Annotated in this window: 14 protein-coding genes; 8 read left to right on the top strand and 6 right to left on the bottom strand. The window is 56.1% G+C overall.

Annotated elements, in window-relative coordinates; translation table 11 throughout:
* Nucleotides 1–43: 43 nt before the first annotated feature.
* Nucleotides 44–685: a phosphoribosylglycinamide formyltransferase gene (gene purN / locus C2U54_RS21920; protein WP_103180688.1), complete on the bottom strand. Its 642-nt coding sequence runs from the start codon at nt 683–685 to the stop codon at nt 44–46.
* Nucleotides 682–1719: a phosphoribosylformylglycinamidine cyclo-ligase gene (purM, locus tag C2U54_RS21915; protein WP_103180687.1), complete on the bottom strand. Its 1038-nt coding sequence runs from the start codon at nt 1717–1719 to the stop codon at nt 682–684. The genes purN and purM overlap by 4 nt, the downstream gene beginning before the upstream one ends.
* Before the next feature lie 278 nt (nt 1720–1997).
* Here purM and C2U54_RS21910 point away from each other — a divergent pair, with 278 nt between their 5' ends.
* The 4 genes from C2U54_RS21910 to C2U54_RS21895 all read left to right on the top strand — a co-directional run bounded on the left by C2U54_RS21910 (nt 1998) and on the right by C2U54_RS21895 (nt 6493).
* Entirely contained in the window at nt 1998–3428 is a 1431-nt protein-coding gene (locus C2U54_RS21910; RefSeq protein WP_103180686.1) for a 6-phospho-beta-glucosidase, read from the top strand.
* 257 nt (nt 3429–3685) lie between these two features.
* Nucleotides 3686–4312, top strand: coding sequence for a uracil phosphoribosyltransferase (upp, locus tag C2U54_RS21905; protein WP_032613066.1), 627 nt, complete (start codon nt 3686–3688; stop codon nt 4310–4312).
* A gap of 94 nt (nt 4313–4406) precedes the next feature.
* Entirely contained in the window at nt 4407–5696 is a 1290-nt protein-coding gene (gene uraA / locus C2U54_RS21900) for a uracil permease (protein WP_103180685.1), read from the top strand.
* 95 nt (nt 5697–5791) lie between these two features.
* A complete protein-coding gene (locus C2U54_RS21895; protein ID WP_214422612.1) occupies nt 5792–6493 on the top strand; it encodes a DnaA inactivator Hda in 702 nt (233 codons plus the stop codon).
* 32 nt (nt 6494–6525) lie between these two features.
* Here the strand turns inward: C2U54_RS21895 and arsC are convergent, their stop codons facing one another.
* Both arsC and bepA read right to left on the bottom strand, forming a co-directional pair.
* Nucleotides 6526–6885 (bottom strand): arsenate reductase (glutaredoxin), encoded by a 360-nt coding sequence (arsC, locus tag C2U54_RS21890; protein ID WP_103180683.1) that lies wholly within the window; start codon nt 6883–6885, stop codon nt 6526–6528.
* 11 nt (nt 6886–6896) lie between these two features.
* Entirely contained in the window at nt 6897–8360 is a 1464-nt protein-coding gene (gene bepA, locus C2U54_RS21885) for a beta-barrel assembly-enhancing protease (RefSeq protein ID WP_103180682.1), read from the bottom strand.
* Between the two features lie 222 nt (nt 8361–8582).
* On the opposite strand from bepA, the gene C2U54_RS21880 reads away from it, so the two are divergent.
* Nucleotides 8583–9644 (top strand): AI-2E family transporter, encoded by a 1062-nt coding sequence (locus tag C2U54_RS21880; protein WP_103180681.1) that lies wholly within the window; start codon nt 8583–8585, stop codon nt 9642–9644.
* A 95-nt stretch (nt 9645–9739) separates the two neighbouring features.
* Here the strand turns inward: C2U54_RS21880 and bcp are convergent, their stop codons facing one another.
* Nucleotides 9740–10210: a thioredoxin-dependent thiol peroxidase gene (gene bcp, locus C2U54_RS21875; RefSeq protein WP_039029687.1), complete on the bottom strand. Its 471-nt coding sequence runs from the start codon at nt 10208–10210 to the stop codon at nt 9740–9742.
* The gene (locus C2U54_RS21870; RefSeq protein WP_199184418.1) at nt 10210–10779 is read right to left on the bottom strand and encodes a glycine cleavage system transcriptional repressor; all 570 of its coding nucleotides are present in this window, start codon (nt 10777–10779) and stop codon (nt 10210–10212) included. Before C2U54_RS21870 ends, bcp begins: the two co-directional genes overlap by 1 nt.
* A 145-nt stretch (nt 10780–10924) precedes the next feature.
* Here C2U54_RS21870 and dapA point away from each other — a divergent pair, with 145 nt between their 5' ends.
* The 3 genes from dapA to purC all read left to right on the top strand — a co-directional run bounded on the left by dapA (nt 10925) and on the right by purC (nt 13677).
* Nucleotides 10925–11803, top strand: coding sequence for a 4-hydroxy-tetrahydrodipicolinate synthase (gene dapA, locus C2U54_RS21865; protein ID WP_103180679.1), 879 nt, complete (start codon nt 10925–10927; stop codon nt 11801–11803).
* 16 nt (nt 11804–11819) lie between these two features.
* On the top strand, nt 11820–12854 hold the full coding sequence (bamC, locus tag C2U54_RS21860; protein WP_103180678.1) for an outer membrane protein assembly factor BamC: 1035 nt from the start codon (nt 11820–11822) through the stop codon (nt 12852–12854).
* Nucleotides 12855–12963: 109 nt separating this feature from the next.
* Entirely contained in the window at nt 12964–13677 is a 714-nt protein-coding gene (gene purC / locus C2U54_RS21855) for a phosphoribosylaminoimidazolesuccinocarboxamide synthase (protein WP_103180677.1), read from the top strand.
* The last annotated feature ends 38 nt before the right edge of the window (nt 13678–13715 follow it).

Here is a 13715-nt window from a genome sequence, read left to right as displayed (position 1 = left end):
GGTGCTGTAGGCCGGGTAAGCGATAGCGCCACCCGGCAAAAGTTTACTCTTCCGCCGCGTGACCTTGCGGGGGTAACGGCGCGCCATCCAGCCAGGCGGCGCCGTCGCGCATTTTAAGACGGCCTTCAACGAACCAGCTCACCACCAGCGGGTAGATAGCGTGCTCCTGAGCCTGCACCCGGGCGGTCACCTCCTCTTCACTGTCGCCTTCAAACACCGGCACTTTCGCCTGCAGGATCACCGGGCCGCCGTCCAGTTCGTCAGTAACGAAATGGACCGAGGTGCCGTGCTCCTCATCGCCGTTGTCCAGCACCTGACGGTGGGTATTCAGGCCAGGATATTTAGGCAGCAGGGAGGGGTGGATATTGAGCAGACGTCCGGCATAGTGCGCGACAAACGCCGGGCTTAAGATCCGCATGTAGCCGGCCAGCACCACCACATCCGGGGCGTAGGCGTCAATCTCCTGCACCAATTCGCGGTCAAACGCCTCGCGGCTGGCAAACTGGGCAGCGCTGAGCGCATGCGTGGCAATGCCCGCGAGGCGGGCACGCTCAAGGCCGTATGCATCGGCCTTGTTACTGAATACTGCGCGGAGGGTGCCGTTGATCTTCTTCTGTATGCAGGCATCGATGATAGCCTGCAAATTACTTCCGTTACCGGAAATGAGCACCACTATATTTTTCATTCAATGACCACACGCTGTTCGGAATCAGATGCTTTGATGATACCGATTTTCCACGCGTTTTCACCTTTCGCCTGCAGCAGCGCCAGGGCATTGTCCACTTCGCTTGCCGGCAAGGCGATAACCATCCCCACGCCGCAGTTGAAGGTGCGATACATCTCATGATCGCTGACGTTACCGGCATCCTGCAGCCAGTTAAATACCGCAGGCCACTGCCAGGAGGATGCGTCGATCACCGCCTGGGTGTTATCCGGCAGGACGCGCGGAATGTTTTCCCAGAAGCCGCCGCCGGTCAGGTGGGCAATCGCGTGAACGTCCACATTCTCAATCAGCTCCAGAATGGATTTCACGTAGATGCGGGTCGGTTCGAGCAGGTGATCGGCCAGCGGTTTACCTTCCAGCTCGGTGGTGAGAGGGTCGCAGCCGCTCACTTCAACAATTTTGCGCACCAGGGAGTAGCCGTTAGAGTGCGGGCCACTGGAGCCCAGCGCAATCAGCACGTCGCCGTCGGCCACTTTGCTGCCGTCAATGATCTCTGATTTTTCGACAACGCCCACGCAGAAGCCAGCCACGTCGTAATCGTCGCCGTGGTACATGCCCGGCATTTCAGCGGTTTCACCGCCGACCAGTGCACAGCCTGACTGCAAACAGCCTTCTGCGATACCGCTGATGACGCTGGCTGCGGTGTCGACGTCCAGCTTGCCGGTCGCGTAGTAGTCGAGGAAGAACAGCGGCTCAGCGCCCTGAACCACCAGGTCGTTCACGCACATCGCAACCAGGTCAACGCCGATGGTGTCGTGGCGTTTCAGATCCATCGCCAGACGCAGCTTGGTGCCCACGCCGTCGGTGCCTGAGACCAGAACCGGTTCACGGTATTTTTGCGGCAGCGCGCACAGTGCGCCGAATCCTCCCAGACCTCCCATCACTTCCGGGCGGCGGGTTTTTTTAACTACCCCTTTGATACGGTCAACCAGCGCATTACCTGCGTCAATATCTACACCGGCATCTTTGTAGCTGAGAGAAGTTTTGTTGGTCACGGCTCAAGTCCCCACGCGATTGCATTGCGATATAAGAAAAATCGGCGCAATTCTAACAGTCCAGGCAAACGTTTGCGAGCCCATTCTGCAACAGAAAAATGTGCGCCTGAAAATTGAGTAAAAATCGACTCTTAGCATACAAACATGAACCCGTTCACGAAAATGAAACCGGGTACATTCTTATTCTTGCAACCCTGCCACTGAATGCACATCATTTCACTGAAACCGGTTTCTGTACTCTTTTTTGCCGATAATTAACGCTGAATGAGGGATATTGCATGTCAGGATTCAAAGAGGGTTTTCTGTGGGGCGGCGCAGTGGCGGCGCATCAACTTGAAGGCGGCTGGCAGGAGGGCGGGAAGGGCACGAGCGTGGCAGATGTGATGACCGCTGGCGCCCACGGCGTCCCCCGCGAAATTACCGACGGCGTACTGCCGGGCAAAAACTACCCCAACCATGAAGCCATCGATTTCTATCACCGGTATAAAGATGACATCCAGCTGTTCGCGGAAATGGGCTTTAAATGTTTCCGCACCTCCATAGCCTGGACGCGTATTTTCCCGAAAGGCGATGAACAGCAGCCTAACGAGGCGGGGCTCCAGTTTTATGACGATCTGTTTGATGAGTGCCTGAAGCATGGCATCGAGCCGGTGATCACCCTCTCGCACTTCGAAATGCCTTATCACCTGGTGAAAGAGTACGGCGGCTGGCGTAACCGCAAACTGATCGACTTCTTTGTGCGCTTTGCCAGCGTGGTATTCGAGCGCTATCAGCACAAAGTGAAATACTGGATGACCTTTAACGAGATCAACAACCAGGCCAACTTCCACGAAGATTTCGCCCCGTTTACCAACTCCGGGCTGAAGTACCAGCCGGGTGAAGATCGCGAGCCGGTGATGTTCCAGGCGGCGCACTATGAGCTGGTCGCCAGTGCCCTGGCGGTAAAAGCCGGACGCGACATCAACCCGTCCCTGAAAATTGGCTGCATGATCGCCATGTGTCCGATCTATCCCCTGACCTGCGCCCCGAACGACATGATGATGGCGATGAATGCCATGCACCGCCGCTACTGGTTCACCGATGTGCACGTGCGCGGCGCCTATCCGCAGCATCTTCTGAACTACTTTGCCCGTCGCGGTTTTGCGCTGGATATCACCGAAGAGGATAAAGCGGCGCTGAAACAGGGCTGCGTGGATTACATCGGCTTCAGCTACTACATGTCGTTTGCCACCAAAGCCACGGAGGACAACCCGCAGCTCGACTACGACGAAAGCAAAAGCCTGGTCTCCAACCCCTATGTGCAGAAATCGGACTGGGGCTGGCAGATTGATCCGGTGGGGCTGCGTTACTCCCTGAACTGGTTCTGGGATCACTACCAGCTGCCGCTGTTTATTGTCGAGAACGGGTTTGGCGCCATCGACGTGTTGGAGAGTGACGGCACGGTCAATGACCAGTACCGCATTGACTATCTCAGCGCCCATATCCGTGAGATGAAAAAAGCGGTGGTGGAAGATGGCGTGGATCTGATGGGCTATACCCCGTGGGGCTGTATCGATCTGGTCTCTGCCGGAACGGGCGAGATGAAAAAACGCTATGGCTTTATCTATGTTGATAAAGACAACGAAGGCAACGGCACGCTGAATCGCAGCAAGAAGAGGTCTTTCGCCTGGTATCAGAAGGTGATCGCCAGCAACGGCGAGTCGCTTTAAACGCCCACTGCCGGGTGGCGGCTTCGCCTTACCCGGCCTACAAAACCGTAGGCCCGTGCAAGCGCAGCACCGCCGGGCGAAAATCCGCACAAAAGCCGGCGATCCCCCGCCGGTTTTTTTTGTCTCTTTTATACTCTCTGACAGCCTCTAATTCACTTTGGTTGATCCCGGTCAAGCAAGATGGGTATGGTGCTATCCGAAAAAAGCGGTATAATCCGGCGATTTTTTTTGTGGCTGCCACCCGAAGGAGAAAGAGAATGAAGATTGTGGAAGTGAAACACCCACTCGTTAAACACAAGCTGGGCCTGATGCGTGAGCATGACATCAGCACTAAGCGCTTTCGTGAACTGGCCTCTGAAGTTGGCAGCTTACTGACCTATGAAGCAACCTCCGATCTGGAAACCGAAACTGTGACCATCGAAGGCTGGAACGGCCCGGTACAGGTTGAGCAGATCAAAGGCAAAAAAATTACCGTTGTGCCAATCCTGCGCGCAGGTCTGGGCATGATGGAAGGGGTGCTGGAGCACGTTCCGAGCGCGCGTATCAGCGTGGTTGGCATCTACCGTAACGAAGAGACGCTGGAGCCGGTGCCCTATTTCCAGAAGCTGGTCTCCAATATCGACGAGCGTATGGCGCTGGTCGTTGACCCGATGCTGGCCACCGGTGGCTCCATGATCGCCACCATCGACCTGCTGAAAAACGCGGGCTGCAGCAGCATCAAAGTATTGGTACTGGTTGCCGCGCCGGAAGGCATTGCTGCGCTGGAAAAAGCGCACCCGGACGTTGAACTGTACACCGCCTCTGTCGATCAGGGCCTGAACGAGCACGGGTACATCATCCCGGGACTCGGCGATGCCGGCGATAAGATTTTTGGTACTAAATAAGTGAATAACGAAAAAGAAGCCGACTTTGATAGTCGGCTTTTTTTTGAATAAAAAACCCAACCGCTTAAAACAAACAACACTTGAGGAAGATTCTATGACGCGCCGTGCTATCGGGGTGAGTGAAAGACCGCCACTTTTGCAGACAATCCCGCTTAGTTTGCAGCACCTGTTTGCGATGTTTGGTGCAACCGTGCTGGTGCCAATCCTGTTCCACATTAACCCGGCCACCGTGCTGCTGTTTAACGGCATCGGTACGCTGCTTTATCTCTTTATTTGTAAAGGTAAGATTCCGGCCTACCTGGGCTCCAGCTTTGCCTTTATCTCCCCGGTCTTGCTGTTGTTGCCGTTAGGCTATGAAGTGGCGCTGGGTGGTTTCATTATGTGCGGCGTGCTGTTCTGTCTGGTGGCTTTCATTGTGAAGAAAGCGGGGACCGGCTGGCTGGGTGTGATGTTCCCCCCTGCGGCGATGGGCGCAATCGTTGCCGTCATCGGTCTTGAATTAGCCGGTGTGGCCGCAAACATGGCGGGCCTGCTGCCTGCCGACGGGCAATCCCCGGATACTAAAACCATTACTATCTCGCTGGTCACGCTGGGCGTGACGGTCTTTGGCTCCGTGTTGTTCCGCGGTTTTATGGCAATTATCCCGATCCTGATCGGCGTACTGGCTGGCTATGCGCTCTCCTTTGCGATGGGCGTTGTGGATACCACCCCGATTGCCCAGGCTCACTGGTTCGCGCTGCCAACCTTCTACACCCCGCGCTTTGAGTGGTTTGCCATCTTCACCATTCTGCCTGCGGCGCTGGTGGTGATTGCCGAGCACGTCGGTCACCTGGTGGTGACGGCGAATATCGTCAAGCGCGACCTGATCCGCGACCCGGGTCTGCACCGCTCAATGTTTGCCAACGGCTTCTCAACCATCATCTCCGGTTTCTTCGGCTCCACGCCAAACACCACCTATGGTGAGAATATCGGCGTGATGGCTATTACCCGCGTCTACAGCACCTGGGTTATCGGCGGTGCGGCGATTTTCGCCATCCTGCTCTCCTGCGTCGGTAAGCTGGCGGCGGCTATCCAGATTATCCCGGTTCCGGTGATGGGCGGTGTTTCGCTGCTGCTGTACGGGGTGATTGGCGCCTCCGGTATTCGCGTTCTGATCGACTCAAAAGTTGACTACAGCAAAGCGCAAAACCTGATCCTGACCTCGGTGATCCTGATTATCGGCGTCAGTGGTGCCAAGGTGCACATTGGCGCCGCCGAGCTGAAAGGCATGGCGCTGGCCACCATCGTCGGTATCGGTCTGGCCCTGATCTTCAAGCTGATCTCCGTTCTGCGCCCGGAAGAGGTGGTGCTGGACGCCGAAGAGAGCGAAAAAGTCTCGCATTGATCCTGCAACCGGGTGGCCGATCCGCCCGGTTCTCTCCCCGCTTGTTCCGTGTTAAACTCTGGGCCGATTCCGAGTAAGACCTGGTTGAGGTATTTCTGAACGCACCGGCACAGCTCTCTTTGCCACTTTATCTTCCCGACGACGAAACTTTCGCGAGTTTCTGGCCGGGTGATAACCCCTCTTTACTGGCTGCACTGCAAAACGTGTTGCGCCAGGAGCACAGCGGTTACATCTATATCTGGTCACGCGAAGGCGCGGGGCGCAGCCATCTGCTGCACGCCGCCTGTGCTGAACTTTCTCAGCGCGGGGATGCGGTCGGCTATGTGCCGCTGGATAAACGCACCTGGTTTGTGCCGGAGGTGCTCGATGGAATGGAACAGCTGTCGCTGGTCTGCATCGACAATATCGAATGCGTGGCGGGGGATGAGCTGTGGGAGATGGCGATTTTCAATCTCTATAACCGCATTCTGGAGTCGGGGAAGACCCGGCTGCTGATTACCGGCGATCGACCGCCGCGTCAGCTGAATCTCGGGCTGGCCGATCTGGCTTCGCGTCTCGACTGGGGACAAATCTACAAATTACAGCCGCTTTCCGATGAAGATAAGCTGCAGGCTTTGCAGCTGCGGGCGCGGTTACGGGGATTTGAACTGCCGGAAGATGTGGGACGTTTTCTGCTAAAACGTTTAGATCGCGAGATGCGTACGCTGTTTATGACGCTCGATCAGCTGGATAAGGCATCCATCACCGCCCAGCGGAAGCTCACCATTCCTTTTGTGAAAGACATTCTCAATCTGTAGGCCCGGCGCACGCGCTACCGGGCCATTCCTGCTTACTTCACAATCTCAAGCACCTGCTCAGGCGGGCGGCCAATCCGGGCTTGGCCGTTGGCCACCACAATCGGGCGCTCAATCAGCTTCGGATGCTCCACCATCGCCTGAATTAACTCATCTTCACTGAGCGCGCTGTCTGCCAGACGCAACTCTCTGTAAAGCTCCTCTTTCTGGCGCATTAACGCTCTGGCGCTGGTCATTCCCAACTGGGCGAGCAGCGTGCGGAGGGTGTCGGCATCCGGCGGCGTATCCAGATAGAGCACCACCTGCGGCTCAACGTCGTTGGCTTTCAGCAGGTTCAGGGTTTCGCGGCTCTTTGAGCAGCGAGGGTTATGGTAGATCGTAACCGCGTCAGACATCTTTTCTCCTTTTACATCTTTTCATACGCGCGATAGCGCTGCTGCAGCTGGCGCAACTGATCGATACGGGCATCGTAACGGGCCTGTTGCAGGCTGCCGAGTTTCACCTGCGAGCTGGCGCTGCTCAGCAGGGAGATGGCCTGATCCAGACGTCCGGCCAGGGCATAACCTTCGGCGCGGGCAGCCAGCTCCTGATCGCGATGGCCGAGCGCGGCTTCCGCCTGGGCCAGCAGATCCCAGCCGTTAGGATCATCTTTATTATTGAAGGTGTAGCGGTTGAGAATGGGCGCGGCTTCCTGCGGCTGTCCACCCTGTAAGTAAGCATTCGCCAGGTTGAGTTGCAGGACCGGGTTATTGCGCAGGTCACGGGCGCCTTTCAGACGGTTGATCGCATCCTGGGCTTTTTTCTGCCCTAAGTCGATGTCAGTTGCCAGATCAAGATACCAGGCATTGTTGGCCTCTGCGGCCAGCAGCGGCTGCAGGTTTTTGCGCGCCTCGTCATAATTGCTGGCCTCCATTGCCTGTAAGGCACGGCCATACCGGGCGGCACGCTGTTCACGCACGTTGCCTTTATTCAGGGCATCGAGCAGATCGTTGGTCAGCTGGTTGCGCCCCGAGTTGTACATGCCGAGGGTTCTGACCTTCGCCATATAGAAATCTTCTGAGGACTGCGCCACCACCGGACGCATCTGGTTGGCGCGGTTGCGGGCATCCGAGAGACGGCTTTCCGGCAGGGGGTGAGTCAGCAGAATTTCCGGCGGACGCGAGGAGTAGCGCGCCCGGTCGAGTAACTTTTCGAGGAAGTTCGGCATCGCCTGCGGGTCGAACCCGGAGCGTTGCAGTACCTGAATACCGATGCGGTCCGCTTCCTGTTCATTTTGCTGGGTAAAGCTGATCATCCCCTGACGGGTGCCCGCCAGGGTACCGGTCAGCGCGGCCATACCCGCTTGCGGGCTCGCCATCGCCAGCAGGATAGAGCCCAGTGCGCCCACCCAGGTGAGCGGGGCGCTGCGCTTCTGATCTTCCATCGCGCGCGCCAGGTGACGCTGGGTGACGTGAGAAATTTCGTGCGCCATTACCGAGGCCAGCTGGCTTTCGTTGTCGGCATAGCGGAATAACGCCGAGTGCAGCACCACGTTGCCGCCGAAGAAGGCGAAGGCGTTGATCTCGTCGTTATTGATCAAATAGAAGTGGAAAGGGGTCTTTACCGAATCCGCGTGGGAGACAAGGCGCATCCCCAGCGAATTGATGTACTGCACCAGCAATGGATCGTTGATCAACGGCGCACTGCCGCGCAGCTGGCGCACGTAGAAATCGCCCATTTGCATCTCCTGACCAATGGAGAGCGTGCTTCCTGCCGAGGTGCCCATATCCGGCAATGCGTCTGCAGAGTCAGCGAAGGCTGGCATCATCTGGCCAGCGGTCAGCGCAGCGATGAGCGTCGCAACCAACGTTTTTTTCAACTGCCTGAACATAACCTCTGTCCTGTCTGGTGGGTGTGCTAATTTGACCGAAGAACCCGCATATCGTTCATCTGCGGCTGCTCTGCAAGTGTATGCGCCTCAGGGCGATAAGAAAATCCCTCTTTTCAGGCTTTTGCGTTTTGTGACGGAGCAAGAAAAAGCGAAAGTCTTTTCATTAACTCTTCGATACAATTCACTCTTTACGTTCCGCCAATATCTTCAGGGAAGGGTTGAATGCTCGAGTTATTAATGCAGTGGTACCGCCGACGTTTTAGCGATCCTGAGGCCATTGCTTTGCTGATTATTCTGGTTGCCGGTTTTGGCATCCTCTTCTTCTTTAGCGGGCTGCTGGCGCCGCTACTGGTGGCAATCGTGCTCGCCTATTTACTGGAGTGGCCTACCGTCCGGCTGGAAAATATTGGCTGTTCCCGCCGCTGGGCCAGCATCATCGTGCTGGTCTTTTTTGTCGGCATCCTGATGGTGATGTCCTTTGTAGTATTGCCGATCGCCTGGCAGCAGGGGATCAATCTCATCCGCGATATGCCGGGGATGCTCAGCAAACTCTCTGACTTTGCCGCCACCCTGCCGCGCCGCTATCCAGCCCTGATGGATGCGGGCATCATTGATGCCATGGCTGAGAACATGCGCACCCGCATCATGACGATGGGGGATACGGTGGTCAAATTCTCCCTCGCGTCGCTGGTGGGCCTGCTGACGCTGGCGGTCTATCTGGTGCTGGTGCCGCTGATGGTCTTCTTCCTGGTCAAGGACAAAGATCAGATGCTTAACGCGGTGCGCCGCGTCCTGCCGCGTAACCGTGGGCTGGCAGGGCAGGTGTGGAAGGAGATGAACCAGCAGATCACCAACTACATTCGCGGCAAAGTGCTGGAGATGATTGTCGTTGGGGTTGCCACCTGGATTGGCTTCTTAATCTTCGGCCTGAACTACTCGCTACTGCTGGCGGTGCTGGTAGGCTTCTCGGTGCTGATTCCCTATATCGGGGCGTTTGTGGTCACCATTCCGGTAGTGGGCGTGGCGCTCTTCCAGTTTGGTCTGGGCACCGAGTTCTGGAGCTGTTTCGTCGTCTATCTGATTATTCAGGGGCTGGACGGAAACCTGCTGGTTCCGGTGCTGTTCTCGGAAGCGGTAAACCTGCACCCACTCGTCATTATTCTGTCGGTAGTAATTTTTGGCGGATTATGGGGATTCTGGGGAGTCTTCTTCGCGATCCCGCTGGCCACGCTGGTTAAAGCGGTGGTGCATGCCTGGCCGGATGTGCCGGCAGTGGAGGAGTAGGCTGTTGCCCGGCGGCGCTAACGCTTGCACGGGCCTATGGATTTTGTAGGCCGGGTAAGCGTAGCGCCACCCGGCCAAACAAGCGAAGAGCCAAATCAGGCGTTCGCTTTCACCCATTCCAGCACCACATCGTGGTGATTGCTGGTTTTGAAGTCATCAAACACGTGTTCAACTTTGCCGTCAGCGTCGATCAGGAAGCTGATGCGGTGGATACCGTCATAGGTTTTACCCATAAAGGTTTTCTCACCCCAGACGCCAAACGCGTTGCAAACCTGGTGATCTTCGTCAGAAAGCAGCGTGAAGTTAAGCAGCTCTTTTTCGGCGAAACGAGACAGTTTTTCCGGTTTGTCGGTGCTGATACCCAGCACTTCGACGCCGGCGGTTTTCAACTCGTCCATGTTATCGCGTAAGCCGCAGGCTTGTACGGTACAGCCTGGGGTCATGGCTTTCGGGTAGAAATAGACCAGTACACGCTGTCCCTGGAAGTCGGTCAAATTTACTTGCTCACCGTCTTGATCGGGCAAGCTAAATTTCGGTGCGATGTCACCGGCTTTCAGTGGATTCATTACTCAACTCCATCCTGTTCATACTGGGAATAATTGACGACGTTAATACTGCCTTGAGCATTCAGTTCTGTACAGAGGGCTTTGAACGCTTGCTCGATATTTGAGGCATCCCGCGACGCCGGGCTGTGGGCGGTGATCTGAATAAACAGTTTCGGCACGGCGTCATCTTTGCCCGGTTGCGTCCGCGAGACCAGCTCGGCGATATTCATCTGGTGGCTGTCAAACAGGGCGGTAAAGCGTTCGATTAAATGCGGGGAGTCAGTCACTTCCACCTGGACCCAGACGGTAGCCGGCAGGGCAGGCTGCGGGCGCGCGGTGGTGCGCTTCATCACGATCAGCAGATCCAGCTCTGCGCCTTTTAACGGCAGGGTCGATTCAATCAGGGTAATCGCATTCCACGACCCGGAAAGCAGCATGATGAAAGTAAACTCTTCACCCAGCATCGCCAGGCGGCTGTCTTCGATGTTGCAGCCGCAGCTACTGACGTGGCGGGTGATGGTGTTCACGATCCCCGGCCTGTCGGCACCCAGCGCAGTAATAACCAGGTAATGTTGTGATGAGGTTGTCAAACCTGTTCTTCCTTTGCTTGGTTTAGTCTTTCTAAGGAAAGCATAAAAAAAACCGGCATACAATAACCTGGAGGTCTCACGTCGCTTGCTTTTATTACAGCACCAAACGTACCATTGAGGCTCTTGTACGCACAGAGGATGGCCCATGTTCACGGGAAGTATTGTCGCGCTTGTAACACCGATGGATGAGAAAGGTAATGTCTGCCGGTCAAGCCTGAAGAAACTGATTGATTATCATGTCGCCAGCGGAACCTCGGCGATTGTTTCGGTAGGAACTACCGGTGAGTCTGCTACGTTGAGCCACGAAGAGCATGGCGAAGTGGTGTTGATGACCCTTGAACTGGCTGACGGGCGTATCCCGGTTATCGCTGGTACAGGTGCCAACGCCACGGCTGAAGCCATCAGTCTGACCCAGCGCTTCAACGACAGTGGTGTGGTGGGATGCCTGACGGTAACCCCATACTACAACCGTCCTACCCAGGAAGGTCTGTTCCAGCATTTCAAAGCCATCGCTGAACATACTGACTTGCCACAAATTCTGTATAATGTGCCGTCGCGCACTGGCTGCGATATGCTGCCAGAAACGGTAGGCCGCCTCGCGAAAGTAAAAAATATTATCGGTATTAAAGAGGCGACCGGGAACTTAAGCCGCGTTCATCAGATCAAAGAGCTGGTTTCAGACGACTTTATTCTGCTGAGTGGCGATGATGCGACCTCGCTGGACTTTATGCAGCTCGGCGGCCACGGCGTGATTTCCGTGACCTCTAACGTTGCAGCCCGCGATATGGCTGAAATGTGTAAACTGGCTGCGGCTGGTCATTTCCAGGAAGCGCGTGTGATTAACCAGCGTCTGATGCCGCTGCACAACAAATTATTTGTCGAACCCAATCCAATCCCAGTGAAATGGGCATGTAAGGAGTTGGGACTTGTAGCGACCGATACGCTGCGTCTGCCAATGACCCCGATTACCGACCACGGTCGTGAAACGGTCACTGCGGCGCTGAAGCATGCCGGTCTGCTGTAAAGTTTAGGGAGATTTGATGGCTTACTCAGTACAGAAGTCGCGCCTGGTGAAGGTTGCGGGTGTTTCGCTTGTTATGCTGCTCGCGGCCTGTAGCTCAGATTCACGCTACAAGCGCCAGGTGAGCGGTGACGAATCCTATCTGGATGCTGCGCCGCTTGCTGAACTTCATGCACCTGCTGGCATGATCCTGCCCATTCAGAATGGCGACTACAACATTCCGGTTGCCAACGGTAGCGGCGCGGTAGGCAAAGCGCTTGATATTCGTCCGCCAGCACAGCCTCTGGCGCTGGTAAGCGGGGCGCGTACTCAGTTCACCGGCGATACCGCGACGCTGCAGGTTGAGAGCGCGCGCAATGCCGGGCTGTGGCCGCAGGTGGTGAGCGTACTTCAGTCGAAGAACTACGCGATTACCCAGCGCGACGATGCCAGCCAGACGCTGACGACAGACTGGATCGAATGGAGCCGTCTGGATGAAGACCAGCAGTACCGTGGGCGCTATCAAGTCTCTGTTAAACCTCAGGGTTATCAGCAGGCGGTGGTGGTTAAACTCATCAACCTGGAGCAGGCGGGCAAACCGGTTGCCGACGCGGCATCCATGCAGCGTTACAGCACCGAACTGCTTAACGTGATTGCTGCGGGTCTTGATAAGAGCGCCACCGACGCGGCGAATGCTGCTCAGAACCGTAATGGTGCCACCTTCGACGTGCAGAGCGCTGCCGACGATACCGGTCTGCCAATGCTGGTAGTGCGTGGTCCGTTCAACCAGGTCTGGCAGCGTCTGCCTTCCACCCTTGAGCGTGTCGGCATGAAAGTCACCGACAGCACCCGCTCAACCGGCAGCATGACGCTCACCTACAAACCGCTCTCTGACAGCAGCTGGGAAGAGCTGGGCGTACGCGATCCGGGTCTGGCTTCGGGCGATTACAAACTTCAGGTCGGCGATCTGGACAACCGTAGCAGCCTGCAGTTTATCGATCCGAAAGGCCATACGCTGACCCAGTCGCAGAATGATGCGCTGGTCGCTGTCCTTCAGGCGGCATTCAGCAAGTAAAAAAAGGGGCTGGTTAATCCAGCCCTTTTAATTTTCGTGCTACGCAAACGTGTGCGTGGCATAATATCTCCAGTTTTGAACACAAATCATCACACCAGGAGTAATGAAGATGCAGAAGCAAGCTGAGTTGTATCGTGGCAAAGCGAAAACCGTATACAGCACCGAAAACCCGGATCTGTTGGTGCTCGAGTTCCGCAATGATACGTCAGCAGGAGATGGCGCGCGCATTGAGCAGTTTGACCGTAAAGGCATGGTGAACAACAAGTTCAACCACTTCATTATGAGCAAGCTCGAAGAGGCGGGTATCCCGACGCAGATGGAAGCGTTACTGTCCGATACAGAGTGTCTGGTGAAGAAGCTGGACATGGTGCCGGTTGAATGTGTCGTCCGTAACCGCGCCGCGGGCTCCCTGGTGAAGCGTCTGGGCATCGAAGAGGGCATGGAGCTGAACCCACCGCTGTTCGACCTGTTCCTGAAAAACGACGCCATGCACGACCCGATGGTCAACGAATCTTACTGCGAAACCTTTGGCTGGGTGAGCAAAGAGAATCTGGCGCGTATGCAGGAGCTGACCTTCAAAGCCAATGACGTGCTGAAGAAGCTCTTTGACGACGCGGGCCTCATTCTGGTCGACTTCAAACTGGAATTCGGATTGTATAAAGGTGAGGTGGTGCTGGGTGATGAATTCTCCCCGGACGGCAGCCGCCTGTGGGACAAAGAGACCCTGGATAAAATGGACAAAGACCGCTTCCGCCAAAGCCTGGGCGGCCTGATTGAAGCGTACGAAGCCGTTGCTCACCGTCTGGGTGTTAAACTCGATTAATCCTGCCCTACCTGCCAGAGGAGCACAGCCTCCTCTGG

This window comes from Leclercia sp. LSNIH1 (assembly GCF_002902985.1).
Classification (GTDB): Bacteria; Pseudomonadota; Gammaproteobacteria; order Enterobacterales; family Enterobacteriaceae; genus Enterobacter.
The sequence above is the reverse complement of the archived record's forward strand: the minus strand, read 5'-3'. Positions and strand labels throughout refer to the sequence as shown.

What these genes read in the sequence shown, in the direction of transcription:
- C2U54_RS21910 (WP_103180686.1), top strand. Translation starts at nt 1,998, where the DNA reads ATGTCAGGATTCAAAGAGGGTTTTCTGTGGGGCGGCGCAGTGGCGGCG.
- C2U54_RS21880 (WP_103180681.1), top strand. Translation starts at nt 8,583, where the DNA reads ATGCTCGAGTTATTAATGCAGTGGTACCGCCGACGTTTTAGCGATCCT.
- dapA (WP_103180679.1), top strand. Translation starts at nt 10,925, where the DNA reads ATGTTCACGGGAAGTATTGTCGCGCTTGTAACACCGATGGATGAGAAA.
- bcp (WP_039029687.1), bottom strand. Translation starts at nt 10,210, where the DNA reads ATGAATCCACTGAAAGCCGGTGACATCGCACCGAAATTTAGCTTGCCC.
- purN (WP_103180688.1), bottom strand. Translation starts at nt 685, where the DNA reads ATGAAAAATATAGTGGTGCTCATTTCCGGTAACGGAAGTAATTTGCAG.
- bamC (WP_103180678.1), top strand. Translation starts at nt 11,820, where the DNA reads ATGGCTTACTCAGTACAGAAGTCGCGCCTGGTGAAGGTTGCGGGTGTT.
- upp (WP_032613066.1), top strand. Translation starts at nt 3,686, where the DNA reads ATGAAGATTGTGGAAGTGAAACACCCACTCGTTAAACACAAGCTGGGC.
- bepA (WP_103180682.1), bottom strand. Translation starts at nt 8,360, where the DNA reads ATGTTCAGGCAGTTGAAAAAAACGTTGGTTGCGACGCTCATCGCTGCG.
- purC (WP_103180677.1), top strand. Translation starts at nt 12,964, where the DNA reads ATGCAGAAGCAAGCTGAGTTGTATCGTGGCAAAGCGAAAACCGTATAC.
- arsC (WP_103180683.1), bottom strand. Translation starts at nt 6,885, where the DNA reads ATGTCTGACGCGGTTACGATCTACCATAACCCTCGCTGCTCAAAGAGC.
- uraA (WP_103180685.1), top strand. Translation starts at nt 4,407, where the DNA reads ATGACGCGCCGTGCTATCGGGGTGAGTGAAAGACCGCCACTTTTGCAG.